Origin of the sequence: uncultured Nostoc sp., from assembly GCF_937863485.1 — a bacterium.
Taxonomy (GTDB): Bacteria; Cyanobacteriota; Cyanobacteriia; order Cyanobacteriales; family Nostocaceae; genus Nostoc.
The window spans coordinates 1-26,061 of sequence record NZ_CALMFY010000118.1; the positions used below are offsets into that span (position 1 = coordinate 1).

22 protein-coding genes are annotated in these 26,061 nt (G+C 43.0%); 10 read left to right on the top strand and 12 right to left on the bottom strand.

The window, feature by feature from the left end:
- Nucleotides 1–687 (top strand): hypothetical protein (locus Q0541_RS15705; protein ID WP_298911623.1); only part of this gene is annotated, 687 nt, incomplete at its 5' end.
- A 147-nt stretch (nt 688–834) separates the two neighbouring features.
- Nucleotides 835–1,746, top strand: a complete 912-nt coding sequence (locus Q0541_RS15710; RefSeq protein WP_298911624.1) for an alpha/beta hydrolase — start codon at nt 835–837, stop codon at nt 1,744–1,746.
- Nucleotides 1,747–1,855: 109 nt separating this feature from the next.
- Here the strand turns inward: Q0541_RS15710 and tsaD are convergent, their stop codons facing one another.
- Complete coding sequence (tsaD, locus tag Q0541_RS15715; RefSeq protein ID WP_298911625.1) at nt 1,856–2,905, bottom strand: tRNA (adenosine(37)-N6)-threonylcarbamoyltransferase complex transferase subunit TsaD; 1,050 nt, start codon at nt 2,903–2,905, stop codon at nt 1,856–1,858.
- 281 nt (nt 2,906–3,186) lie between these two features.
- Between tsaD and Q0541_RS15720 the strand changes: the two genes are divergently transcribed.
- The 3 genes from Q0541_RS15720 to Q0541_RS15730 all read left to right on the top strand — a co-directional run bounded on the left by Q0541_RS15720 (nt 3,187) and on the right by Q0541_RS15730 (nt 4,617).
- A complete protein-coding gene (locus Q0541_RS15720; protein WP_298911626.1) occupies nt 3,187–3,684 on the top strand; it encodes a Photosystem I reaction center subunit III in 498 nt (165 codons plus the stop codon).
- Nucleotides 3,685–3,723: 39 nt separating this feature from the next.
- Complete coding sequence (locus Q0541_RS15725; RefSeq protein WP_298911627.1) at nt 3,724–3,858, top strand: Photosystem I reaction center subunit IX; 135 nt, start codon at nt 3,724–3,726, stop codon at nt 3,856–3,858.
- Between the two features lie 237 nt (nt 3,859–4,095).
- Nucleotides 4,096–4,617: a photosystem I reaction center protein subunit XI gene (locus Q0541_RS15730; protein ID WP_298911628.1), complete on the top strand. Its 522-nt coding sequence runs from the start codon at nt 4,096–4,098 to the stop codon at nt 4,615–4,617.
- Between the two features lie 85 nt (nt 4,618–4,702).
- Here the strand turns inward: Q0541_RS15730 and gmk are convergent, their stop codons facing one another.
- Nucleotides 4,703–5,302, bottom strand: coding sequence for a guanylate kinase (gmk, locus tag Q0541_RS15735; protein ID WP_298911717.1), 600 nt, complete (start codon nt 5,300–5,302; stop codon nt 4,703–4,705).
- A 166-nt stretch (nt 5,303–5,468) separates the two neighbouring features.
- Nucleotides 5,469–5,735, bottom strand: a complete 267-nt coding sequence (gene remA / locus Q0541_RS15740) for an extracellular matrix/biofilm regulator RemA (RefSeq protein WP_273769630.1) — start codon at nt 5,733–5,735, stop codon at nt 5,469–5,471.
- A gap of 254 nt (nt 5,736–5,989) precedes the next feature.
- On the opposite strand from remA, the gene Q0541_RS15745 reads away from it, so the two are divergent.
- Nucleotides 5,990–6,991 carry a phosphotransferase gene (locus Q0541_RS15745; protein WP_298911629.1) on the top strand — a complete coding sequence of 334 codons (1,002 nt, stop codon included), beginning with the start codon at nt 5,990–5,992 and terminating at the stop codon, nt 6,989–6,991.
- Here the strand turns inward: Q0541_RS15745 and Q0541_RS15750 are convergent, their stop codons facing one another.
- Genes Q0541_RS15750 through tyrS form a run of 3 tightly spaced genes read right to left on the bottom strand, consistent with a single transcriptional unit; the run spans nt 6,992 to nt 9,681 of the window.
- Nucleotides 6,992–7,741: a hypothetical protein gene (locus Q0541_RS15750; RefSeq protein WP_298911630.1), complete on the bottom strand. Its 750-nt coding sequence runs from the start codon at nt 7,739–7,741 to the stop codon at nt 6,992–6,994.
- Nucleotides 7,738–8,469 carry an orotidine-5'-phosphate decarboxylase gene (pyrF, locus tag Q0541_RS15755; protein ID WP_298911631.1) on the bottom strand — a complete coding sequence of 244 codons (732 nt, stop codon included), beginning with the start codon at nt 8,467–8,469 and terminating at the stop codon, nt 7,738–7,740. The genes Q0541_RS15750 and pyrF overlap by 4 nt, the downstream gene beginning before the upstream one ends.
- A 21-nt stretch (nt 8,470–8,490) precedes the next feature.
- Complete coding sequence (tyrS, locus tag Q0541_RS15760; protein ID WP_298911632.1) at nt 8,491–9,681, bottom strand: tyrosine--tRNA ligase; 1,191 nt, start codon at nt 9,679–9,681, stop codon at nt 8,491–8,493.
- A 173-nt stretch (nt 9,682–9,854) separates the two neighbouring features.
- Between tyrS and Q0541_RS15765 the strand changes: the two genes are divergently transcribed.
- Nucleotides 9,855–11,780: a transglycosylase domain-containing protein gene (locus Q0541_RS15765; RefSeq protein ID WP_298911633.1), complete on the top strand. Its 1,926-nt coding sequence runs from the start codon at nt 9,855–9,857 to the stop codon at nt 11,778–11,780.
- A 91-nt stretch (nt 11,781–11,871) separates the two neighbouring features.
- Here Q0541_RS15765 and Q0541_RS15770 read toward each other — a convergent pair whose 3' ends face one another.
- Nucleotides 11,872–12,195, bottom strand: coding sequence for a DUF1825 family protein (locus tag Q0541_RS15770; protein WP_273763838.1), 324 nt, complete (start codon nt 12,193–12,195; stop codon nt 11,872–11,874).
- A 126-nt stretch (nt 12,196–12,321) separates the two neighbouring features.
- Entirely contained in the window at nt 12,322–13,254 is a 933-nt protein-coding gene (locus Q0541_RS15775; protein WP_298911634.1) for a DnaJ domain-containing protein, read from the bottom strand.
- 349 nt (nt 13,255–13,603) lie between these two features.
- Here Q0541_RS15775 and Q0541_RS15780 point away from each other — a divergent pair, with 349 nt between their 5' ends.
- Both Q0541_RS15780 and Q0541_RS15785 read left to right on the top strand, forming a co-directional pair.
- Nucleotides 13,604–13,978, top strand: a complete 375-nt coding sequence (locus Q0541_RS15780) for an NINE protein (RefSeq protein ID WP_298911635.1) — start codon at nt 13,604–13,606, stop codon at nt 13,976–13,978.
- Between the two features lie 14 nt (nt 13,979–13,992).
- The gene (locus Q0541_RS15785; RefSeq protein ID WP_298911636.1) at nt 13,993–14,526 is read left to right on the top strand and encodes a ComEA family DNA-binding protein; all 534 of its coding nucleotides are present in this window, start codon (nt 13,993–13,995) and stop codon (nt 14,524–14,526) included.
- A gap of 134 nt (nt 14,527–14,660) precedes the next feature.
- Here Q0541_RS15785 and lepB read toward each other — a convergent pair whose 3' ends face one another.
- Nucleotides 14,661–15,233 carry a signal peptidase I gene (lepB, locus tag Q0541_RS15790; RefSeq protein ID WP_298911637.1) on the bottom strand — a complete coding sequence of 191 codons (573 nt, stop codon included), beginning with the start codon at nt 15,231–15,233 and terminating at the stop codon, nt 14,661–14,663.
- 1,709 nt (nt 15,234–16,942) lie between these two features.
- Between lepB and Q0541_RS15795 the strand changes: the two genes are divergently transcribed.
- Complete coding sequence (locus Q0541_RS15795) at nt 16,943–17,851, top strand: polysaccharide deacetylase family protein (RefSeq protein ID WP_298911638.1); 909 nt, start codon at nt 16,943–16,945, stop codon at nt 17,849–17,851.
- Nucleotides 17,852–18,120: 269 nt separating this feature from the next.
- Here Q0541_RS15795 and Q0541_RS15800 read toward each other — a convergent pair whose 3' ends face one another.
- From Q0541_RS15800 to gltB, 3 genes are all read right to left on the bottom strand, one after another.
- Nucleotides 18,121–19,629, bottom strand: coding sequence for an ABC transporter permease subunit (locus tag Q0541_RS15800; RefSeq protein ID WP_298911639.1), 1,509 nt, complete (start codon nt 19,627–19,629; stop codon nt 18,121–18,123).
- A gap of 172 nt (nt 19,630–19,801) precedes the next feature.
- A complete protein-coding gene (locus Q0541_RS15805) occupies nt 19,802–20,518 on the bottom strand; it encodes a methyltransferase domain-containing protein (RefSeq protein ID WP_298911640.1) in 717 nt (238 codons plus the stop codon).
- A 465-nt stretch (nt 20,519–20,983) separates the two neighbouring features.
- Nucleotides 20,984–25,699, bottom strand: a complete 4,716-nt coding sequence (gene gltB / locus Q0541_RS15810) for a glutamate synthase large subunit (RefSeq protein ID WP_298911641.1) — start codon at nt 25,697–25,699, stop codon at nt 20,984–20,986.
- Between the last annotated feature and the right edge of the window lie 362 nt (nt 25,700–26,061).

The following is a 26,061-nucleotide window of genomic DNA, read 5'->3' on the forward strand; positions in this document are numbered from 1 at the left end:
CTCCTAAAGCGCTTTAACCGAGCGTTTCCCCAGTTTTATGAGCAATTCGTCAGCAGTGAGATTCAACTGCAAAATTTGCGCCTAGCCTACCGTCTCTATAAAACTAGACGCGCTGTTATTGAGCTGAAACCGGAAGGTAGCAAAAGTGCCCTGCATTTCGCTTACCGCAACCAGTCTTTTCTCCTCAGCGATATTTTTGGTGTGCTAGCAGCTTATGGGTTGACTATCCACGGTCTGAGTCTATACGGTCAGATCCGTCCGCCGATGTTAGTTTTTATCAAACTGTTGGTGTCTCGTGGTAGTAAAGCCTTGACCGAGAAAACCGCAGAAAATGTCTGTCGCGCCATTCGTGAGGCTTTAGGAGGTCGGTTTGAGGTAGAAGAGATGCTAGCAGTGGAATTCAATCTTGACACTGGCTTAGAGCAGGTACAAACTGAGTTCTATGTCGATCCGGTCTTTCATCTCCCTGCCTTAGTGATTGAAGCCGATAATCAACCAGGATTATTCTACAAAGTGATGTACGCCATCTGGCAGGAAGACCTGCTGGTAGTCAATGCCAATTTACTGGTTTGGCGGGGACGTACACGCCTAATTCTTTACTTGTTGGGGCCAAATGAAAGCCTCATTCCTGAATATCTCGGTCACAAAATTGCTGAAGGGGTGCGACAGAGGTTGCTGGGTAAATGAAAAAAGTTATGAATTATAAGTTATGAGTTAAAAATTAACAACTCCTCACTCCTAACCGGAGGCGGAGCGTCTCCGGCTCCGCTCTTAACTCCTAACTCTTCGCATTCCGTATTTAGTCGCACCCGCCCTTCGGGGTACGATATAAGTATGGCAACTATCGAAATCTTGGGCGTTCCACACGCATACGAGCTAACGGCTCCCACTTCTTGCCCCCATGCTTTAGTATTTATCCACGGTTGGCTCAATAGCCGTGGGTATTGGCAACCTGTGATTTCCCGCCTATCAGATGATTTGCAGTGCCTGTCCTATGATTTGCGGGGTTTCGGTGAATCCCAGTCCCAGGTAAAAACCGATTTTAGTCGGGCACAAACGTCTCTGAGCCTGATGCCCATCTCCAGTAGTGCGGTTGGCTCACCAATCGATTCTCTTTACACTCCTGTTGCCTATGCTCAGGATTTAGCAATTCTCTTGAAACAGCTGAATATTACCAGTGCTTGGCTAATTGGTCACTCCTTGGGAGGCACGATCGCTCTCTGGGGAGCAGATCAAATACCTGAATGTGTTAAGGGAGTCATCTGTATCAACGCTGGTGGTGGTATTTACCTCAAAGAAGCCTTTGAGCAGTTTCGCTCGGCGGGTCAGAAATTTTTGCAAGTCCGCCCGCGCTGGCTGTCCCAAGTGCCTTTGATTGATTTGCTCTTTACCAGAGCCAGTGTGGCTCGTCCTTTGGAGCGCTATTGGGCACGTCAGCGGCTGATTGATTTCGTCGTGGCTGACCCAGAAGCATCTCTGGGAAGTCTGTTAGACTCCACAACTGAGGAAGAAATCAATCGTTTACCTGAGCTAGTATCCCAATTGAAGCAGCCAGTTTATTTTTTGGCTGGTGCCGAAGACAAGGTTATGGAACCCAAGTATGTGCGCCATTTAGCTAGCTTTCATAGACTGTTCCAATATTGTGGTGACAATGTTTTGGAAATTCCTGATTGCGGACACCTGGCTATGCTGGAACAGCCGGATGCAGTGGCTGATCACATCCGGTCGATTGTCAATAGTCAATAGGTATTGGGCAATTCAATTTTGGATTTTGGATTGACGATTTTGAATTAAATTTCAATCTAAAATCCAAAATCTAAAATCTAAAATTCTTGCTCCCCTGCCCCTCTGCCCCTTATGACTTCGGATGATACAACTTCATCACTTGGGTAAGCGCTAACCTAGACTCAACGCTTAGTGTGAAGGGAGATGTATGACCAAAGGATAGATGGTCAGCGGCGGCACAGCCGATCATGGCGGCGTTATCGGTACAGAATTTCAAAGGTGGGAATAGGACGCGTAAATTATGTTCAACGGCGGCGGCTTGGAGATTTTTTCTCAACCCGCTATTAGCTGCTACACCGCCACCAACAGCAATTGTGTCTAGACCATAGTCCAGGGCACAGGCGATCGCTCTTTTAGTTAGCGATCGCGCTACGGTTTCCTGAAAACTAGCCGCTACATCCGCTACTGGTACTTGTCCACCATCTTTCTCTAACTGCTGCACTAAACGCAATACAGCCGTTTTTAACCCACTAAAACTCGTATCGTAACGATGAAATCCCCCACCAGGTAAAGAAACTTTTCCTTCTGGTAGGCTAAAGGCTTGGAAATTCCCCTGTTGTGCCAACTTGTCAATCACTGGGCCACCCGGATAACCCAGCTTTAACAATCGTGCCACCTTATCAAAGGCTTCACCCGCAGCATCATCACGGGTTTGTCCCAGTGTTTCGTACATACCACAACCTTTGACATATATCAAGCTTGTATGTCCGCCAGAAACTAATAAACTCAAGAAAGGGGGATTTAAAGTTGATTCGCTCAAATAAGTTGCGTAAATGTGACCTTCGAGGTGATGAACTCCCAAAAATGGTTTGTTGTGTACCATCGCCAGGGTTTTGGCAGCAGTTAACCCCACCAACAGCGCTCCTACCAGTCCTGGGGCAGAAGTGGCGGCAATTGCGTCAATTTTCTCCCAGTCTAGTTGGGCTTGCTCTAGGGCTTGTGCGATCGCTTCATTAATTGTTTCCAAGTGCTGGCGAGATGCTACTTCCGGTACTACCCCGCCATACTGCTGATGGACTAGAATTTGCGAGGCTACAATACTACTGCAAACTTTACGATTGTTAACAATTGCGACGGCAGTTTCATCACAGCTGGTTTCTATTGCTAAAACGGTTGCCATTGAGAGTGTTGAGTCTTGAGTGCTAGGTGCTGAGTCTTGAGTAGTAGAGACAAAATCTTGCTTCTTTACTACCCTACAACAACAATTCTTATCCTTGGCACTCGTGACTCAGCACTCAGCACTCCATTTTGGTTGAGAAGCTTTAACTTTTATTTACTTAAACTTTACTCGGTCACCACCCAAGAGTATGATGACTACCTAGTTATGCAAATAAACAACTGTACAAGCCGCTTCGTTTTGTACAAAGAACTTTTTGTTTTGTAATAAAAGGAAACAACTCTATGCGACGATTGTTTGCTTTGATTTTAGCGATTTGTCTTTGGTTCAATTTTGCCCCCCCAGCAAAAGCTTTAGGGGCTAATTTGACACCGTGCAGGGACAATCCCGCTTTTCAACAGCTAGCAGCTAATGCCCGTAATACCACAGGTGACCCGGAATCAGGGATAAAGCGATTTGAGCGTTATTCTCAAGAACTGTGTGGTCCTGAGGGTTACCCCCACTTGATTGTTGATGGTAGTCTAAATCATGCTGGTGACTTCCTGATCCCCAGCATTCTCTTTCTCTATATTGCTGGTTGGATTGGTTGGGTAGGTCGTGCTTACCTACAAGCGATCAAGAAAGAAGGCAGCAACGTGGAATTGAAAGAAGTAATCATTGAAGTGCCTTTGGCACTGCCAATTATGCTCTCAGGCTTTACTTGGCCTGTAGCAGCCGTAAAAGAATTTCTGTCTGGGGAATTAGTAGCTAAAGATACAGAAATTCCCATTTCGCCACGCTAACCCTTCCTGCAACTTTTGATTTATTTGGGAGAATGATTCATGCAACAGAATTATTTCGTGAAATATCTATCCTTGGGACCAGTTTTACTTTTTGTCAATTTGATTTTTACAGCCGTTTTGTTGATTTTCTTTAACAACTGGTTTCCTGACCTACTTTTCCACCCACTACCATAAGTTGAAGACAGGATTAAAAAATTTTGTTAGCTGTTAGTTGATAATTAACTAATAACTAGTAACTACTAACAAAATAGTTCTATGAAACTCGTAAGCTGATCCCAGCATCACGAGTTTCATATTTTTGAAAGCAGCTAAATTAATTTTTCTAAACTTCTCTATCAAAAAGCATCTTTAGCCTCAATTATTATTAATATAAAAATGCCACCATTTTAATTTAGAGGCGAACATAAAAATATGGCACAAGCAGTAGATGCATCAAAGAATCTTCCCAGCGATCCCAGAAATCGGGAAGTTGTTTTTCCCGCACTCGGCGATCCACAGCTAGGCAACCTAGAAACCCCGATTAATGCTTCTCCCTTGAGCAAGTGGTTCATTAATAACTTACCTGCCTATCGTCAAGGTATTAGCCCTGGTAGACGTGCAGTAGAAATTGGCATGGCTCATGGTTACTGGATATTTGGCCCCTTTGCCAAATTGGGCCCACTGCGGGACACAGCTGATGCTAACTTAGCTGGATTATTAGCAGCCATAGGCTTGGTTGTTGTCCTTACCGGCTCTCTATCCCTATATGCGAATAGCAATCCACCCAAAGCACTTCCTAGTGTTACCGTACCCAAACCTCCGGCAGATGCTTTTAACTCTAAAGAAAGCTGGAACGACTTCGCCTTTTATTTCTTGATTGGTGGTATTGGTGGTGCAGTAGTTGCTTACTTTTTAACTAGCAATCTAGCATCAATTCAAGGTTTGTTTGGTTAATTCCTGGGAGTTAAGAGCGGAGCCGGAGACGCTCCGCCTCCGGTTAGGAGTTAGGAGTTTAAATTCCTAACTCTTAACTCCTAACTTATTTAAACAAAACTGCTTCAATATCATTTAAAGCAGTTTCAAAATCGTCATTAACGATTTGAATATCAAATTCATCTGCGGCTTGAATTTCTACTTGGGCACGGAGTAGACGACGGGCGATCGCTTCTTCAGAATCTTGGGCGCGATCGCGTATTCGTTTCTCCAATTCATCAAAGGAAGGCGGTAAAATAAAAATGCTGAAGGCACTGGGGAAGGAAGCACGAATTTGTCTTGCCCCTTCTAACTCAATTTCCAGCACCACCAATTTGCCGGAATGAATTTGGTTAAGCACAGCTTCACGCAAAGTACCGTAATAGTTACCAGCAAATTCTGCCCATTCCAAAAATTCCCCTTCAGCCACTAATTGTTCAAACTGACTACGGCTGATAAAGTAATAATTTTTGCCATCGATTTCCCCTGGACGCGGAGAACGAGTCGTCACCGATACAGAATAATACAGTTCTGGATGACGTTGTAGGAGCGATCGCATTAAAGTACCTTTACCGACCCCACTGGGGCCAGTTAAAACAATCAACCTGCCTAGATGTAAGCATTCTTCGGTAGTAGCATTACTCTGGATGGGTAAAACTGGCATCATCCCTTCAACCTGTGAATCAATCAATAGATATTATTCATTAGTCTTGTGTTCCTGGCCAAGTCCACTATTGACTAAAGAATTTCTAGCATGAGTGAGAGAAAACTTATATAATTCACATGGTACTGCCGATATGATGCAAAGAAGAGTAGGAATAACCCACTGCTAATTAATTATCTACAGTCTGATGATCGCGGGAAATCACAAAGCGATTCGCTACCGTTTCCGGCTGAATTGCTGACAGAATTATGTGACTGGAATCGGTGATAATTACAGCTCTAGTCCGACGCCCGTAAGTTGCATCAATCAGTTGACCTCTGTCCCGTGCATCGGTAATAATCCGCTTAATTGGAGCAGACTCTGGACTGACAATGGCAACTACTCGGTTGGCAGACACGATGTTACCAAAGCCGATGTTGATTAACTGAATCTCCATAAAAAAACTGACGCTAAACGCGGTGTGAAGAAGCATGAAATAAACTTATTCCCATGTTATCGCCAAAAAACGGGAGTCACAACGCTTAAATTCAAGCCAGTCTTCGTTTTTAAATAATGTCTGCTTTTTTTCGCTGTTTCTCAGCTATATTTCCTAAAAATATTCCCAAAGATATAGGCGTAATTCCACTGATATAAGCTAGTTGGGTAATGTAAATTTATTTTGTTTTAAATAAGTATCTGACTCAGAAATTGATGCAGGGTAAAATCGATTGGAATCGCCTCGCTCTAACCGCGCTGGCTCAGTACAATGTTGGTACAGATGAATTGATTTTCTTGGGTCATAGCGAAAATGTGACGTTTCGCGTTGACATTAGGGATGGTGAAAATTCTGCTACTTTTAAAGTACTCCGTATTCATCATCCAATCGCTCAATTCCGTGATCGCATCTGGCAACAACAGGCCGTCATTGAGTCGGAACTCATGTGGCTGACTGCTTTGCATCAAGATACTAATTTGGTCGTCCCATACCCCTTGCAGAACCTCAGTGGCACTTTCATTACCTCTGTAGCAATTGATGATACCAGCACAACACTCAACTGTACGTTACTAAACTGGGTCGATGGTTCACCCCTCGACAGCGAACCTACATCGACGCAGGCTAGGCAAGTCGGGGAACTTATGGCTCAGTTGCACCAGCACACCAGCCTTTGGGAATTGCCTTCAGGCTTCACGCGACCAAAATACGACTGGGAGCAACTACACACCTCACTCATGGAGCTGCGATCGCTAGTAGATACTGGTACGATATCTGTTACTGATTTCGTTGTGCTTGAAAATGTGGTTCAACGAATTAGTAATGTGATCACAGCATTAGAAAAAACACCCACCAATTGGGGTTTGATTCACGCAGACCTGAATGAAAATAATTACATCTTTTATGCAGGTGAGGCGCGGCCCATCGACTTTTCCTGTTGTGGCTTCGGCTACTACCTTTGTGACATTGCCCATACCCTGTTGCATCTGTCTCCCGAAAACCGTAGATCGTTCCTTAGTGGTTATCAAAGCGTGCGTCAACTGTCTGATAAGTATCAAAGGATCTTGGAGGCGTTCTTTCTCGGAGCAATGGTAAACAATTTTGCTTTTTTAGCGTCGCAGCCAAATGAACACGATTACTTGTTAAAAACTGTACCCTACGTTACTGAGAGATTATGTAGCAAATATCTTCAAGGCGAAGTATTTTTGTTCGAGTCATAGCTATTCTGCTTTGATATTAATGTGAGTTCGACGAAGTTCAATTTTGTCTCCCATATTCACAGTACGCATCCGTCGTACACTTCCAGCTTCACAATCGCGTAACCAAGTATTAACCGCTTGGGCAACAGTGCCGTTACTACTATCGCGTGGCGGAGACAGTGGCTGCTGTGCTGAATGGGAACCAGTTTGAGAAAACATCATCACTAGACGCCAACCAGTTTTACTTTTAGTCAACAACAGCCAGTGGAATTCCTCCAATTCTACCGCTTTCTTTCCTATGTACTGTCGCTCTAAGGTAGTAAAAAAAACTTGCTCAACTCTTGATGCAGCAGTTTTCGCGTCTGTACTATATTCTTCAAGGTTAAGGGGCAGAGGAGTAAACTCAGGTCTTCCTGCCACTAGCATATAACTGTAAACATCACTGCTTCTACTGAGGCGGCGGGCACGTTGACTAACGCGATTGGTATAACTAGGTAAATCTTCCAGTAGCTGTATAGTAAATGTTTCTAAATTTTGCTCAGAACACAAAGACCTTGCCCCACCGTTGACATTTTCCCTTTCTGCTAGCACAGAGGGTTTAGGGGTGAGGTTTATCGATAACGCTGGGTAAGCAAGGCTATTTGATCCTAAAACCCAGAAGGCACAAGCTAAAAGCCAATTATAATTTTTCTTCCTGAGCGAAGAGGTAAGATTGTTCTCCCCTACACCCTGCACCCTATCCCCCGGTTTCTCACTGACTTTTAGCTTCATGCCACCGTGGTTAACTCCTCAGAAATCCTCTTCCAGGCTAACTCCGGCTCAGTAGCAGTAGTAATGGGACGCCCAATCACTAGATAATCTGCACCAGCAATGATTGCTTGTGCTGGGGTGAGCGATCGCTTTTGATCACCTTTATCTGCCCAAGTTGGTCTAACCCCCGGACAAACTAGCAAAAAGTCATCTCCACAAGTTTGCCGTAGTTGTGCCACTTCTTGGGGCGAACAAACTGCCCCATCCAATCCTGCCTCTTGAGCCAGCAATGCCATTTCTAGGGCGTATTCTGGTAATTCTAAAGGAATCTTTAAATCAAACGCCAGCTGTCTTGCAGAAATGCTCGTTAACAAAGTAATAGCGATTAATTTAGGCGGTTTTATCCCTGCTTGAGCTGCCCCTTCTTGTGCCGCTTCTCTTGCAGCTTTGAGAGCATTAGTACCACATGTAGCATGGATTGTTAACAAATCCACGCCATAACTAGCTGCACTACGACTTGCACCAGCGACTGTGTTAGGGATATCGTGAAACTTTAAATCCAGGAAGATGCGTTTTTGCCGAGACTTTAGCACTTTTAAAATTTTCGGGCCAGTACTGGTAAACAACTCTAAGCCTACCTTCCACCAAACCACTTGCGGGAGTTGATCCACAAGAGCGATCGCACTTTCTTCATCTGGCACATCCAAAGGCACAATAATTCTTCGTTCTGCCTGTTCACGATTCTCCATTCCCTACTCCCCACTCCCCATTTAAGGCACTAAACGCACAAACTTATTTTTCCCAACTTGTAAAACCTTACCTTGTAACTCAGCAGGATCAGCAAAAGTAGTATCAACATCAGTAATGCGATCGCCATCTAAGCGCACGCCACCTTCTTGAATTTTTCGCTTTCCTTCACCTGTACTTTTGCATAAGCCAGTGACATTGAGAATATACGCTAACTTAGTAGGAAACTGCTGCACGTCAGCTAGAGAAAATTCTGGAACTGCACCATCCTTGCCGCCGCTTTGGGCTGCTTCTTTTGCCTCTTGAGCTGCTGTTTCGCCGTGGTACTGTTTGACAACTTCCCATGCTAAAAGTGTTTGGCGATCGCGGGGATTTTCTGGCAGATTATCCAAAGGTAAATCCGTCAACAGTTCAAAATACTGCTCCAGCAGATGATCTGGAACTCCCTGTAACTTTTGATACTTTTGTGCCGGATGTTCCGACAACCCGATATAATTACCTAAAGACTTGGACATTTTTTGCACCCCATCCGTGCCAATCAAAATTGGCAGCAGCATCCCAAACTGGGGCTTTTGACCAAAATGGCGCTGCAAATCTCTGCCCACAGCAATGTTAAATTTCTGATCAGTCCCTCCCAATTCCACATCTGCCTCAACGGCAACGGAATCAAAACCTTGCATCAACGGGTATAGGAACTCATGGATAAAAATCGGATTCTCTTTTCTATAGCGATCGGCAAATCCTTCCTTAGCCAACATCTGCCCCACCGTCATCGTGGAGAGTAACTCCAAAATTTTCTCTAAGTTTAGCCCAGAGAGCCATTCGGAGTTATAACGCACCTCTAACCTTCCTGGTGTGTCAAAATCCAAAATAGGACGTACTTGGTCAAGATAAGTCTGAGCATTGTGCGCTACATCTGCTTCTGTAAGCTGACGGCGGACTTCAGATTTCCCAGTCGGATCACCAATGCGTGCTGTAAAATCGCCAATAATTAGAACTGCTATATGACCTGCATCTTGAAACGCTCGCAGTTTCCGTACTGGTATGCTATGACCGAGATGAATATCAGTACCCGTAGGGTCAATCCCCAATTTGATTCTCAAAGGTTGGTTTGTGGTTGCCAAACGCTTTTCTAGACTTTCACTGTTAACATCAACTGGTTGTGGGAAAACTTCTACTACACCACGACGCAGCCAAGCAAAATCTTGCGTCATACTAGAACATTCACTGTTAGCTATGTTTTGCACACTAGAAGTTAAGTTGGTTATAAACACTTGCAATTTATCCGCTTTCTCATCTGCCAAACTACTATAATTGCAAAAAATTAACCGCCTTGCTTCGTCCAATCAATTACAGTTAACTTTACAAGTGAGGAAGTGAAATCGCCGTGTCGTCTTCTAGGACTTTTGAAGATAAACAGCCACAACGTCGGGCTTCATCAGGTTTTGAGTTTTTGAAAGGAGTCGGTCAGGTAACTGGCGGTACTCTCCTCTCAATCACCATGCTGGCAAGTTCCATTGTAGCCGGAGGACTGGTTGGTTTAGCCATTAGTTTCCGTAATTTGCCAGATGTGAGACAGCTACGTAACTTCTTTCCTTCAGAAACAACTTACATCTATGACGTTAAGGGTAAACTTTTAACGAGTATCCACGGGGAAGCCAACCGGGAAGTCGTACCCCTGGATAGAATTTCCCCGAATTTAAAACGGGCGGTATTAGCAAGTGAAGATAGCCACTTCTACGATCACCACGGTATTAACCCGACTGGTGTTGGTCGGGCTGTAGTAGTTAACGCTGTAGCGGGTGGAGTCCGAGAAGGTGGCTCTACTGTTACTATGCAATTGGTAAAAAACCTGTTTTTGTCTCACAAGCGTGCCTTTACCCGAAAGTTAGCGGAGGGGGTGTTGGCAATCCGGTTAGAGCAAATTCTCACCAAAGACCAAATTTTAGAAATGTACCTCAATCAAGTTTATTGGGGTCATAACAATTATGGTGTACAAACGGCAGCCCGCAGTTACTTTAATAAGTCAGCAGAATATTTAACCTTGGGTGAGTCAGCAATGATGGCGGGTTTGATCCAAGCGCCAGAAGAATTCAGCCCGTTTGTGAGCATGAAGCTGGCAAAACAGAAACAAAAAGAAGTGCTAGGACGGATGCTGGAATTAAACTGGATCAACCAGTCAGAGTACGACAATGCGCTTAAGCAAGAAATCAAACTTGGTAAAATCAAATCCTTTCAAGGTAGTGCCCTACCTTATGTAACCAATACTGTAGCGCAGGAATTGGCTAAAAAGTTTGGGCGTGAGACACTACTCAAAGGCGGGATGCGGGTGCAAACTACGGTTGACGCCAACTTCCAAGTGATGGCAGAGGAAACCGTCACCAAGTGGCATAAAACACTTTTAGAGCAGGGATTATCTAAGAATCAAATGGCTCTGGTGGCAATTGATCCGCGCACACATTTTATCAAAGCCCTGGTGGGCGGTATAGATCCTAAGACCAGTGAATTCAATCGTGCAACTCAAGCTCAACGCCAGCCCGGATCTTCTTTTAAACCGTTTGTATACTATACTGCTTTCGCTACTGGTAAGTTTTCACCAGATTCAACGGTGGTAGATGCTCCAGTCAGCTATCGAGATGGTAACGGTTGGTACTTTCCCAGAAATTATGATGGCACTTTTAGGGGAGCGATGCCAATCCGCACAGCTATAGCTCAGTCACGCAACATTCCTGTAATCAAGGTTGGTAAGGCTGTGGGGATGAATAGAGTGATCGAAACTTGCCGTACCTTGGGCATTATGAGTCCGATGGAACCTGTTAGCTCCCTGCCTCTTGGTGCAATTGGTGTCACACCTTTGGAAATGGCTAGTGCATATGCTACCTTTGCTAATTATGGCTGGCAGTCACCACCAACTGTAATTGCCCGTGTCACTGATAGTAGTGGTAACGTCTTGCTAGACAATACTCCCAAGCCTCAGCTAGTTCTCGATCCTTGGGCATCAGCAGCAATTCTCGATGTGATGCGATCGGTAATTACTGAAGGTACTGGTAAAGGTGCTGCTATAGGCCGCCCAGCCGCAGGCAAGACGGGAACAACATCATCAGAAAAAGATATTTGGTTTGTTGGTACTGTGCCACAGTTAACAACTGCTGTCTGGGTAGGGAGAGACGACAACAAACAATTGGCTGACCATGCAACCGGTGGTGTTATGGTCGCTCCGATCTGGAAAGATTTTATGCAGAAGGCACTAAAGAATGTACCAGTAGAAAACTTTAAGTCAACTTCCCAGTTTTCTCGCCCCAAGTCACAATAATTTTAGATTTTAGGTAGCGCCTTTGGTGCGCTGACAGCGCAACTTAGATTTTGGATTGGCAATTAATCCAAAATCTAAAATCTAAAATTGACTAGACCTGTTTTTCTAGCTCGGCTTTCATCCGTTCTAAAGTGAGGTGCATTTGGTCAAACATTTGTTGCGGAGTGACACCAAACTGACCTAATTGGGTTTTCAGCTGCTCTACTGTCATTTGTGCCATAAAATCTTCTGATAGCTCGAAGCGTTTCATAAAGATGCGATACCGATCCATCATGGCTTCCATTTGCTCAATAAACACCTTTTTGCCCTCGCGGTCAAATTTGCCGTAGCCGTTACCAAGCTTGATCAGCGCTTGATAATTGTCAAACAGCTGTTTTGCTTCTTGCTGAACTATCTCGGAATCGAAGAATCCCATATTGCTTATATTAAACTGAGCGCCCAGACCCAGTAGCTTAATAGTTTTACTTCTATTTATTATCTTAGTCTAGAGGAGTAATTTAATAACAAAGCTTCGGTTTTAGCACGGTTTTTTACCGAAATTTCAACACTTGACTTGAGAAGCTTTCCCCTGTGTAAACCGACTTAATAAAGCCGCAATACTCATAGCTTTAGCTATTGATTTAGGATTGGTGTTTTCACCCGGTTGAATTTTCAGTCTGGGAGCGTATTTCAAAGCTAGTGAATTTTGCGGGTTCAGTTTTAATGCTTGACAGATGTAAACCCTAGCCATCCCTAGAAATTTCTGTTGGATATGTACTAAACCTAATAAGGCATAAAAGTCGCTGTTATTTGGCTCTAACTTGATGGCATCACGCAGTTCTTGTACAGCTAACGTCCAGTTGGCTAATCTGACGTACTCAATAGCTCGCTGGTAGTGACGTTGAGCGTAGTCTGTCAAAACTGGTTTAACATTAGGTTTTTCATCTAATGTCAATTCAACTGGCTTGACTTCTACCTCAGGGATGATGGGAACAGTTTTTTGCGGTAGTGACAGGTCTGGTTTATGCAACCGTAAGTAAACTAAATTCAGTATACTAATCTGTTGCGTCACCTGATAAAACTCATGTAGTGATTTGTATTGAGCTTCTGCATAGGAGGCGATCGCTTCTTCGTAAAACAATTCTGCTTGGGGTGGAGACATTTCCATAATTTCCTCAGCTATGGCACTTTGAGAAGACAAAGCTTGCTGCTGTAAGGCTCTTGCGTCTGATCGCAGCATGGCTATGGCAATCAAGCGCTTGTGCCGATGTTTCAGGTGTTCATAAGCTGGATTGATTAAACGGCTAAATATTGCCGTTGCTAATTCTTGGTCGAGATTGCTGCTTTTGGTATAGCGATCGGGATGGAGAAACTTCGCTAAGGTGTGATAGCGTTTGCAAATCTGACGATCATCAGCACTCACAGAAATTCCTAGCACAGCGTAAGGATCACAAAGCTGTTCAAGCCATTTTGGCGGTAGAAAGGTCTGTGACATCGTAGTAATCTAGATCCGTTAAAAACTTAAAATTAGCATCAAAGCTCAATGCATAGTCATGTGAAACTTACTCAAATTTATTCAAATACTAAATTGTGCGTGGGACTGAAGGGCAAGGGACGGTAGTTGACTAAAATGAATTTATATGATTACTGGTAAGTAAAAATTTGGCAATATAGCCAGGATGATTATTACCAGAGTTGTATTTCTTCTCTTCTCTACGAAAGGCTGCGCCCTAAGCGTAGCTATGCCGCAGGCTTTACGAAACGCTACGCAAACATTTTAAATTTTGAATGGCTTATGGCTATCTTGTTGTAGAAACTGTGGTAATGGTAGATTTATTATAAATATGTTGACTAAGCGCAAAAGCCGAAGCGTTGCCGCTGTTTTAGCTTTTTCTGGCACGCTGACAATTTCAGGATTGCATAAATTTTATCTGGGACAGCCTCTGTGGGGTGTTTTGTATGTTTTGCTTTCCTGGACGCCTATCCCCAAGGTAGCTAGTGCCATTGAGGGAGTTTGGTATTTAGCCCAAGACGAAGAAGCTTTTGATCGTAATTTTAATTTAGGTAAGTCAGCGGTAAGGAATTTACAGGGGGTGAGTAATCAGGTAGGAGCGATCGCTGACGCAATGCGTGAATTAGATGCTCTGCGCCAGGATGGACTGATTTCAGAGTATGAGTTTGAGCAAAAGCGCCGCCAATTGCTAGATCAGATTTCTTAAGGTAAGCGACAATCATGAATAACTGGCTACCTTTAAACTCAAGGCTGCAAAAACTCCGGGCCAAGCTCCTCAACGATCCTTACTATCGCTTACAATCTGGGGAAGAAATTCAGATAGCGGCAAAATTAGGTATTCGCATTGATGCTAATCAAGCAACTGTAGATGATTGGTTACGCCTACCAGGTTTGTCAATTCACCAAGCGCGATCGCTTGTGGAACTTTCACGTTCGGGTGTGAAATTTTACTGTATTGAAGACATCGCTGCGGCTTTGGCTATGCCAGCGCAACGGCTAGAGCCATTAAAGCCTCTGCTGAATTTTATTTACTATGACCACGAATCTCTAGAAAATCCGACCTATTTAGTCAATCCGAATACAGCAACAGTTGAAAAGTTAGCACAAATCCCATTTATAGATTTGTCTTTAGCACAAGCAGTGGTTCAAAATCGGCAATCAGCTGGGCCTTACCGTAACCTGGCTGATTTTGGGCGGCGGTTGGAGTTACCTGGTGATGCGATCGCCCAGATGATGTATTATTTAAGGTTTTAAATTAAAAGTTAGAAGTTTTAAAATAACTCCTAACTCTGCCAATTTTAGATTTTGGGTCGCACTTTTGGTGCGTTGACGGCGCAACTTGGATTTTGGATTGAAGGAAAAATCTAAAATCTAAAATCCAAAATTGATTAAATGAACCCAATGCGGTCGAGAGGCCAAAAGCGAAATGTTGCCCGACCGATGACATTTTTTCTAGGTAAAAAGCCCCAATAGCGAGAGTCATTACTATCGTTGCGGTTATCGCCCATAACAAAAAACTCATCTTCTGGAACTTTCACTGGTCGATATGGTTGATTTGGTGGTTCAGCGATATAGTCTTCTGCCAAGGGTTGACCGTTGAGATAGACTTTGCCAGAAGCAACACTAATTACCTCACCAGACTTGCCAATAACCCGCTTAATGAAGGCTTGGTCTTTGGGATATCCTCGACGTTGTAGTTCTGCGGGTGGCTGAAAAACAATAATATCCCCAGTTATGGGAGGGTGAAAATGGTAAGAGATTTTTTCAACTACCAAGCGATCGCCAGTATGTAAGGTAGGCAACATCGAATCAGAAGGTATAAAGCGGGGTTCGGCGATAAAAGTCCGGATCAGGAATGCCAAACACAATGCGATCGCAATTAAAATCAGGTTTTCTTGCCAACTACGCCATACTTTTAACGACGCACGCTCTTGTTTTGCATCACTTTCGTGAGGAATCATAAAAGTTTCTAGCCAGTTTCAGAAGTGGGACAAATACCTTGATTATTTTGACTTAAAAGGTATACTGATAAACAAGCTGGGTACTGCATAAACCCATACAGATATTAAATAATACAGTTATCGCATCTACCAAAGACAAGCAAAAGTACTATAAATAAAGCATGACCTGTCTAAGGCAATATAAGCTAACGATTAGGATTACTAGATAGATAATTAAAAATCCTAATTCTAATTGCTGCAATTATAAGGCAAGTTATTAGATAATTTTCAGTTTTGCTTTCTCCTGCTAAAAAAGTTAGTTACCGATTGGTAGAGCGATACAGCCAGTCGGTTTTTTCTTTGAGCAGAAAATTGGTCGTTGGATGGCAAAGCAGTCTACCAGATGTCTGACAATATCTGCTTTACTTTACCGAAAAAAGGCAGAGGGCAGTCTTGCTGGAGGCTGAGTTGAAAGAAAATATATTTTGATATGTATTATTAAGTCATATTACATAAATTGAAAGATTTAAATGTACTTTTAAATACAAAAACTTAACTCACTTAAATATTGCCAGTAAAAAATATTACACTTAAATATAGAATTTAATGGTTCAATAGATAGATGCCATACTATTAACGTAAGTTGCTAGTTAGTGCCTCGGATGGTATTAGCATCTGACAAAAACATTGATTTTTAGTATTGTTAAATACTAAATTTTCTGATTATGTACTTAAATATAGGCGTTTTTTGATAACTAACAACTTGCCTATTATATATGCGATTATTTTCCGTAATTACACGGTGACAGTGAATATAAAATTGTACTATATAATTGAGATATAAATTTCTTTAATTATCTAGAAAAACATTAACAGACAAAAAGCCACTAGCAATTTCGACTAAAGTATGACTATCAAAAATAGAATTAAACTGCGGAGAAAATTATTTTTGCTGAATGAGTCAAAAGTATCTAAATTAACGAATAAGTGCCCCTTGGCAATGAGAAACTATATTCAATCAATTTTCGTCAGTCTATTTCAGAGAAAGTACAAGGTAAGATTCTGTCAGTTGGAAATTTAACTTTTTCTTAAAAAGGAAGCAATCACAGCAGCCAGTAGAATATATCTTATCAAGAATAGAACTAATAGTTGACTAGACTCTTTTTTGAAAGATACCTCGTCCCTGGTAAGTAGTTTTGGATGTTAATCAAATAATTCACTAAGTTGTAAATTATACAACTTTCCTGTCAAAAGTCTGATGATAAAAACTTCAACCTGCAAAAAGTAAGTGCAAATTGTAGGTGCAAAAGTTTAGCTCATCTTATTTGTAAAGCTATAAAACTTGAAAGGATAATGCTACCTTACCAGTGAAGTGAAAGGCAGTAACTAATTCAGAACTCTATTAAGAGGATTTTGGGGTGTGATTAATTGTCTAATTGTGCTCCTTCTTAGAGCTAGTAGTAAGAATGTGGAAGTGCAGACCTTGCCTTTTGTAAATGGGTTGATATTAGATAGTACCAAGTATTGTATAAGCGTTCGTCCAAATCTAGAGCATCTAGATTTCAGTTAAAGCCGTATAGTTTGTTTTCTCGATTCTAAATTTCCGTTAGTCCCAATTCCAATTTTCAGGATTACCAGAAAGTAACTGGTATCTAAATCTCTAAAAAAAATATGCTATAACGTACCGCCATCACCGTGGTTGATGGTTCGATCTTTGAAGGAGCTATGAGGTGGAAAACAATAAATCGTTTCTGTGGCCAGAAGGAATATTAATTGCGTTGCTTGCCTTAGGTGGTGTTTTTAGCGTTGCTTTCATGATGCTTCTAAGGCCAAATGCTTCGGAGGCTCAGAGTAGACAAAGTATAAATGTAAAGGATGTAGCTGCAAACGTAGGAACTCAGCAGCGCATTGAGAAATTAAAGGCGGCGATGCTTACAAGTTGGCAGCAAGAAGCACAAACAAAAGGACTATCCTATGCTATACCACCACGTTTTCAAGGAGCAATAATTGCAGCCGCAAAACTCACTCAGGGTGAAAAAGTGATTGCTCTCACCTTTGATGATGGCCCTTGGCCACAGAGTACAGAGCAAGTGCTAAATATTCTGAAATCAAATAATATCAAAGGGACGTTTTTTGTCGTCGGGCAGAACCTAAAAAATTATCCAGAAATAGGAAAGCAAGTTGTCGCTCAAGGTCACGTCATTGCCAACCATACTTGGCATCACTGGTATCACTTCTTTAATCAACAAGCAGCAGCTTATGAAATTGATCGCACAACAGACTTAATTTATCAAATTACAGGTGCTAAAACAAATCTGTTCCGACCACCTGGTGGCATCATGCACAATGGATTAGCTGCTTATGCTAAAGGGCAGAAATATACTGTAGTCATGTGGTCAGCTGACTCCACAGACTATAAATTACCAGCTGTACCAAAGTTGATCAATAACGTGATTAAAGATTCCAAACCTGGTGGTATTGTGCTAATGCATGATGGTGGTGGTAACCGTTCTAGAACTGTACAAGCTTTACCAGAAATTATTAGCTACTTTAGAAAGCAAGGCTATCACTTTGTTACTATTCCAGAACTTTTACAAATAGAAGATACAGACCAAAAGTTGCTCGTTCACAAAAAGTAATAATTCTTAATTATCGGTAATTAGTTAATAGTAATTGGCTAAAAACTAAAATTATGTTTTGTGGTTAAGATGTATTATTTGTGACTGGAGTTTAGACTAGTTACTAATGCAAAACTAAAGAAAAAATCAACTTTTAAGTTGATGAATAATCTTGGCTATTTAGATGATGGTTTAACCCAGCGATGGAGAGGCATGAATAAGAATAAATTTAGCTTCTCTATAGCAGTCCTAAATGAATTGTAAAACACTTCTCCCTTATCTATCCTTTTTCATTTACTCTGTTTTTTAATAGGATTGAGCGATCGCTCCCAGCGACTAAACGCTTGGGAAAAAAGCAGTGTCAGAAATAAATAAACCAAGGCAACGGTGGCGTAAATCTCAAACGAGCGATAGCTTTCTGCTACAATCAGCTGCCCCTTGCGGAACAACTCTTCAAAGCCGATGACAGCAACTAAGCTAGTGTCTTTAAGCAGGCTAATGAACTGATTGCCAAGGGGTGGCAGCATCCGCCGCAGGGCTTGAGGAAAGATCACATAGCGCATCGTTTGCACTGAACTCAAGCCCAGTGATTGGGAGGCTTCTGCTTGCCCCGGCTCAATTGATTGAATACCTGCGCGGACAATTTCCGCAATGTAGGCAGCACTATTGAGACTTAATGCAATCACCGCTGCCGCCAGACGATTTAAATTTAAGGTGAAACCAAAAGTTTGGGCTAAAGCAGGCAACCCAAAGTAAATCATAAAAATCTGCACTAGCAACGGTGTTCCTCGGAAAAAATCCACATATGCTCCGGCACAAAAGCGCAAAGGCAAAGCAGGAGAAAGGCGAACAATCCCAATCAGTGAACCGCCGACTATTCCCAGCAATACTGAAAGTGTTGTGAGTTCAAGAGTCACTAAAGCCCCAGCCAGCAGGACGGGTAGTGACTTGAAAATAATGCTTAGTGAGGTAAATAGCTCAGATACGCCTTTTTTGCTAGTCTGGTTTTCAATGGGCGATTTTTCTGGGAGTTGTGGCGGTTGAATACCAAACCACTTTTGGTAAATTTGGGCGTAAGTACCATTTTTCAGCACCGTTGCCAGACCTTGGTTAATCAGGTCTAGGTTAGGCGATCCTTTGGGTGTAGGAATGCCATAGAATTCTTCTGTAAGCAGACTGCTGACTACTTTGAGTCGGTTCAAGTTGCCACTCTTTATGCCGTATAAGATAACGACTTGATCGTTAAGAACGGCATCGACATTGCCGTTAATTAATGCCTGAAGAGTTAAGGGTGAATCATTAAAAGTGCGAATTTCAGATCCTGGAAGACTTTTAGCCTTGAGTGCGCCGGTGGTTCCAATTTGCACACCAATAATCTTGTTTTTAAGACTGTCGAAATTGGTAATATTTTGATTGTCTGTGCGGGTGGCGATCGCTATACCAGATTTGAAGTAAGGACGCGAGAAGGAAATTATCTTCACCCGTTCAGCAGTAATTGCCATAGCCGCAACTGCCGCATCTACAGTTTGCGTCTGCAATGCTGGAATCATACCAGTAAAGGGCATATTTTGGTACTTAACTTGAAAGCCAGCAGATTGCGCGATCGCATTCATCAAGTCAACGTCAAAACCCTGCAACTCACTAGTTGCAGATTGAAACTCGAAAGGTGGAAACGTAGGTTCTACTGCCACCGTAAGTGTTTTACCAGCAGTGGAACCGTTCGTGAAACTACAACCTGAAAGCAGAAATAAACAGCTTAAGCCAAGAATTAGCCAACGGATAACAGTCAATCGAGCCATATTTTTTAGATTTTTCTCATCTCTCCATTTCATTCAAAGGATAATTGCTCATTCCTTCAGGTGATGAATTTCGAGACAACAAATCGTATGCAAAAAACTAGGTTAAAGAAACCAAGTTTTTGACTAGTTAAGCATAATTCCTGCGATCGCAGTCAAATTCCATCAACTATTTTTAACCTGTCACACATAAGGGAGAGGCAATGAATGTCCAACTTGCCCAATATGTTCCAACGAACTTACTTGAATAGTCAGTAGAGGCATCCGGAACAAACCACTCAGGAATCGCTTTTTGCTGTGCAATTTTTTCTTCCAAGCCAATCTGTAGGCAGAGATTTTCGTAAACAATGTTTGCCTTCGCAGTTTCCAGCATTTTTTCTACTAACTTTTGTAGCCATTCCGCTCGAACAAACAGATTATGATCTGGATGGTTGCCATAATTAAGTCCTACAATTATGACCACATATCCTTTGTCGCTTATTATCTTGTCCAGACAAAATTGAATAATTTCCTGCTCATCCTTGTGTTGTTGGCTTTCCTTATCAACGGTATGATATATCATGCCGCATAGTACCACTGCATCAAACTTTTTATTTTCTGTAGCAAGTTGACGCAGAAATACCCATAAGTCTTCGCACACAAAGGTTCTGTTGGGGTATAGGTTTAAACAGTATTTAATAGCATATTCACTGTGATCTACCCCAACGTAGTCGCATTGAGAAGGTAGATACTTGAGCAAAGCCCCATTCCCACAGCCCAGATCCAATAAAGAGAACGACCTTTCTTTAAAAGCATCCTTTAGAAAATGAACTGGTAGTGTATAGCGGGTAGCATTTTCCGGCTGTTCCAAGTAGGAATAACAGTCTGATTGAAAACGTTCTTCTTCAGACATTTTGTATTCAAGGTAATTATCTTCCATTTTGTAAGAATGTCAAATGAATGGTGTCAAGAGCAGAAACTTGTAAACTACCTTCTCGGTAATGGTTCTAGTGGTGGGTAAAGTTTTGATCTGCTTGACTATTTTACAAGTAATTCTACTTATTTAACGGTTGGGCACATCGGATTGTTGGCATTTTTGGCGGCATTAACAGCTACTTAACGCACTTAATGCCAACTATAGGCGCATAGTCAAGAAAATTCTACCAAAACTCTTGACCGTCCAAAGTCCAGTTGTGAATCAGTTAGTGAATATTCTCCCTAAAAAAGGGAGAATATTTTTTTTCTCTCTACGCTCTTTTTAAAGAGTAAATTCAGGCGACTACTTTGGGCATCCAAAGGGTTTTCGCACAGTACCTGTTTATGCAGCTTCTCCGACAGGAGAATGGCTTAAGGCAGAGGATGAGAACGGTTACAGCGACTAATGACTAGTTACTAAACTGAACTCAGTTGTTTTTTCAGGATCAGCTTCTAGACTATCAGCTTCAGAAGGTGGAACCAACTGCCAGAATTTCGGTAAGAATTCTTGCCAATTTTGCAGAATTTTCTTCGCCTTTGGTGAACCAGTGCGTTCTGCATGAGTTTTGATTAACTCTTGCAGTTGTTTTGCACCTGCTTCTGTAATCACCCGCTGGATTTTGACAATTTCTGGGTTGACTAATTCACGAAATGAGTCGTTTTCATCCAAGAAGTATGCCAGTCCACCAGTCATTCCAGCTGCGACGTTACGTCCTACTTTACCGAGGACGACAATCACACCACCAGTCATATATTCGCAGCAGTGATCCCCAGCGCCTTCAATCACTGCTATGCCTTTGGAGTTTCTTACAGCAAAGCGCTCTCCTGCTAGACCGTTGGCAAATAATATGCCACCAGTAGCACCATAGAGGCAAGTATTGCCAACTATCACGTTTTGTGAAGCGTTATAGGTAGCATCAGTTGGAGCTTTGATGATGATTTCACCACCATGCATCCCTTTACCTACGTAGTCGTTTGCTTCTCCTTCTAAGGTGAGAATTATGCCTGGGAGGTTGAACGCACCAAAGCTTTGCCCAACACTGCCTGTGAAGTTGAGATTAATTTGTCCCTCAAAGCCGCTGTCACCGTATTGAGAAGCGATCGCTCCCGCTAATCTGGTGCCTACTGTTCTGTCAGTATTGACAATTGGGTAAGTCTTGGTGACAGTAGACTGGTTGCGAATGGTAGCTTGAATGTCGGGATCGGCAAGCAATTTGTCATCCAAAACCACGCCGTTGCTGTGAACTTCTTCATGCAGCAACCAACTACGATTGTCTCTGGTATCTGGCAATTGAAGTAAACAGTCGAGGTTCAGTGATTGCGTTTTGGTAAGTTTTGCCTCTGGGCGGAGTTTCAACAAATCTGCACGTCCAATAATTTCTGACAAAGAACGGTAACCTAGTCGTGCTAGCAGACTACGCACTTCTTCGGCGATGAAGTAGAAGAAGTTGACAACCTGTTCCGGCATTCCCGTAAACCGCCTGCGGAGTTCTTCTTTCTGAGTAGCAACACCCACAGGGCAGGTGTTCATGTGGCAAACTCGCGCCATGATACAGCCTTCAGCAATCATGGCGATGGAGCCGAAACCGAATTCTTCACCGCCCATCAATGCACCTATTACCACATCCCAGCCACTTTTCAGACCGCCATCTACCCGTAAAATCACGCGATCGCGCAGGCTATTTTCCATCAAGACGCGATGCACTTCACTTAAGCCCAATTCCCACGGTGAACCAGCATGTTTAATCGAACTTAATGGCGATGCACCTGTACCACCATCATGACCAGAAATCTGGATGATATCAGCGTTTGCCTTAGCGACACCAGCAGCGATCGTGCCAATACCAACTTCTGCAACTAGCTTCACCGATACCTTTGCTTTCGGATTAATTTGGTGCAGATCAAAAATCAGTTGTGCTAGGTCTTCAATGGAATATATATCATGGTGTGGTGGCGGTGAAATCAGCGTCACACCTGTCTTGGAGCGTCTTAACATCGCAATGTATTCGCTCACCTTGGGACCTGGCAGCTGTCCGCCTTCCCCAGGCTTGGCACCTTGGGCGATTTTGATTTCAATTTGTTTGGCGCTGCTTAAATACGCTGGCGTGACACCAAAGCGTCCTGATGCGACTTGCTTAATAGCACTAGAGGCGGTGTCGCCATTCCGCAATCCTTTCAAATGCGGTAGGGTTGGCGAGTGACCATCGTTTACATCATCTAGAACTGTATAGCGCACTGGGTCTTCGCCGCCTTCTCCAGAGTTTGATTTACCGCCAATGCGGTTCATGGCGATCGCTAAAGTTTCATGGGCTTCTCTTGACAAAGCGCCTAAAGACATGCCACCGGTGCAGAAGCGCTTGACAATTTCAGATACTGACTCCACTTCTTCTATGGGAATCGGTGTGCGCTCGCCTTGGAAGTCTAGCAAGTCCCGCAAGGCTGTTACTGGTCTACCTTGGAGGTGCTTTTTGTAAATTTCGTAGTGGTCGTAGTTTTCGCCATCTAGAGCTTTATGCAGCGCCTTAACCATTTCTGGACTATTCATGTGATACTCGCCGCCAGGACGGTACTGCACAAAGCCGAGGTTTTCTAACTTCTTGGTCGTCAGTTCCGGAAAAGCCTTGCTGTGGAAGGAAAGTACTTCGTCAGCGAGTTCGCTAACACTCAAACCACCAATGCGGGAAGTCGTACCTTGAAATCCTAGTTCTATTAAATCCCCACCGATGCCAATAGCTTCAAAGATTTGGGCTGCTTGATAGCTGGACAGTAGAGAAATTCCCATTTTGGAGAGAATTTTTAGCAAGCCTGACTCTACCGCTTTGCGATAGTTTCCTAAAGCTTGCTCTACGGTCAGGGTAGGAATTTTCTTCACAACCATTAACTTTTGGGTTTTGGGATCAATGCACCAATCACGCACCGTGTCCAAAGCCATATACGGGCAAACTGCACCAGCACCGTAGCCAATCAGACAAGCAAAGTGATGAGTACTCCAGCATTGGGCAGTATTGACAATCAGGGATGTTTTCATTCGCAACCCTTCACGAATCAGGTGATGATGTACAGCACCCACTGCTAACAGGGGAGGAATGTAAGTATATTCTGTACTGATCCCTTCATTGTCCTCCTTATTAAGAGTTGCTGGGATCTGGTCGCTTAAGATTAAAATCTTTGCACCTGCCCGGACTGATTCAGCTGCTTGTGCTTGTAAAGACTGGACTGCGGCTTTCAATCCTTCGGGGCCAGCGGCGATCGCAAATAAGGTTGACAACTCGGCTGTGGCAAATCCTGACAGCTTAATCGCCTCTAATTCAGCATCCGTTAACACTGGTGATTCCAGCTTCAATCTCCGAGCATATTCTGGCTTGGGTTCTAATAAGTTACCCCGTTCACCCAATTCGACTTTCAAAGACATTACTAGCTTTTCTCGTAGCGGATCGATCGCCGGGTTCGTCACCTGAGCAAAGCGCTGTTTGAAATAGTCGTAAAGCAGGTGCGGCTTTTGTGACAGCACTGCTAAAGGAATATCATCCCCCATACAGAAAGTCGGCTCTGAACCTGCGATCGCCATTGGGTGAATCACCATTTCTACGTCTTCTGTGGTGTAGCCAAAGGCCATTTGACGCTGAAGCAAGGTTTGCTTGTCAATTTGGTCAGTAGTACTATGCCCGTTACCATTTTCAGCAGCTAGATGTCCATTTCCATTCACATCTGACGACTGACTACTGACAATTTGTTTGAGTTCTTGACGGTGCTGTTGCAGCCATTCTCCATATGGGTGCTGCTTGGCGATCCGCTGCTTAATCTCCCAATTCTTCAGCACTTCATGGTTTACTAAATCTACGGCAATCATTTGCCCTGGGCCGAGTCTACCTTTCTCAACAATATTGGCTTCTGGAAAGTCCACTACACCAGCTTCGGAAGCTACAACAATATAGTCATCCTTGGTGATCACGTAGCGAGCTGGTCTTAAGCCATTACGATCTAGTGTTGCACCAACTTTTTTGCCATCGCTGAATACTAAAAGTGCTGGCCCGTCCCAGGCTTCTTGCAGACCACTGTAATATTCGTAGAAATCGATAATTTCTGGAGAGTCACGTAAAGAAGGCTGATTTTGGTAAGCCTCTGGAACCATAATCATTAAAGCTTCCAAGGGGCTGCGTCCAGAACACACCAGCAATTCCAGTACGTTGTCTAGGGTAGCTGAGTCGCTGTTATCAATATGAACTAATGGCTTGAGTTCATTGATGCGATCGCCCCATACAGGATGATTCAGGCTAGCTTCTCGTGCCATCATCCAGTTGATGTTACCCAACAAAGTATTGATTTCGCCATTGTGACCCAAAAGCCGCATTGGTTGAGCTAGGGGCCACTTGGGCATCGTGTTGGTACTAAAGCGGCGGTGATAGACAGCAAAGGCGCTTTTGTAAACCGGATTTTTTAAATCTTGATAAAATTCTCCCAATACAGCGGAACGCACCATGCCTTTGTAGACAATTGTGCGATTTGACAAGGAGCAGATATAAAATTCTTCTGAGATGTTGTTTGCTGCTTTACTAATTCGGCGGCGGCTAATATACAACTGTCGTTCCAATTCATCGCCATTTTTGTCAACAGAAGCTAGCAAAACTTGTTCAATCTGAGGTTGATTTTCTCTTGCTTGTACACCGAGTAAATCAGGTTGTACTGGGACTACTCGCCAACCCAGTACAATCAATTTTTCTTCAACAGCTACTTGCTCAACTGTTGTCCTCGCTTTTTGTGCTGCTTCTTGGTCTTGTGGTAGAAAGATCATCCCCACAGCTATATTATTAGTGGATGAAAATTCCTTCCCTATTTGGGTAAAGTCTTGTTGGAACAACTCCCAAGGGATAGCTGTCAATACTCCTGCACCATCACCAGAGTCTCGATCAGCGCTACAACCTCCCCGGTGCTCTAAGCAGGTTAAAGCAGCTAAGGCTTTTTCTACAATTTCATGGCTGGTATGATTCTGACGATGAGCAATAAAACCGACACCACAGGCATCTCGTTCCTCTACTAGCCACTTTTGCCCCTGATAGGTATCTCTTGAGATTATATCCGCTGTGATTTTCTGGTCTTGATTCATCGGTTTATTATTCATACCCTGTTCCTGAAGTATTGAGTTACCAATTTTGCCACTACATCATTGGGAAAAATTTCTAAATTCAGCGATGGAGAAATATATAAGCACCGAAATTTAGGGAAAAAAAATTTTAACTTCGGTTTTACTTTATTAGTTCACCCGTGTTAAAATAATTGCGTCTTATTTATGTATTTATGCGGTGTTAGATAAGCTACCTCCGCCAAGACATGATTTTTGCCCTGACAGTTTCTTTTTTATATTGTGAAACTAAGTATTTTCTCAATTACTTTTTCCCGATGCACGGTAGCTACTCACAGAGCCTATTTCGGCTCACCTGAAACAAAAATAAAACTGAACGCTGTCCTATGTTTGAAAGCCAA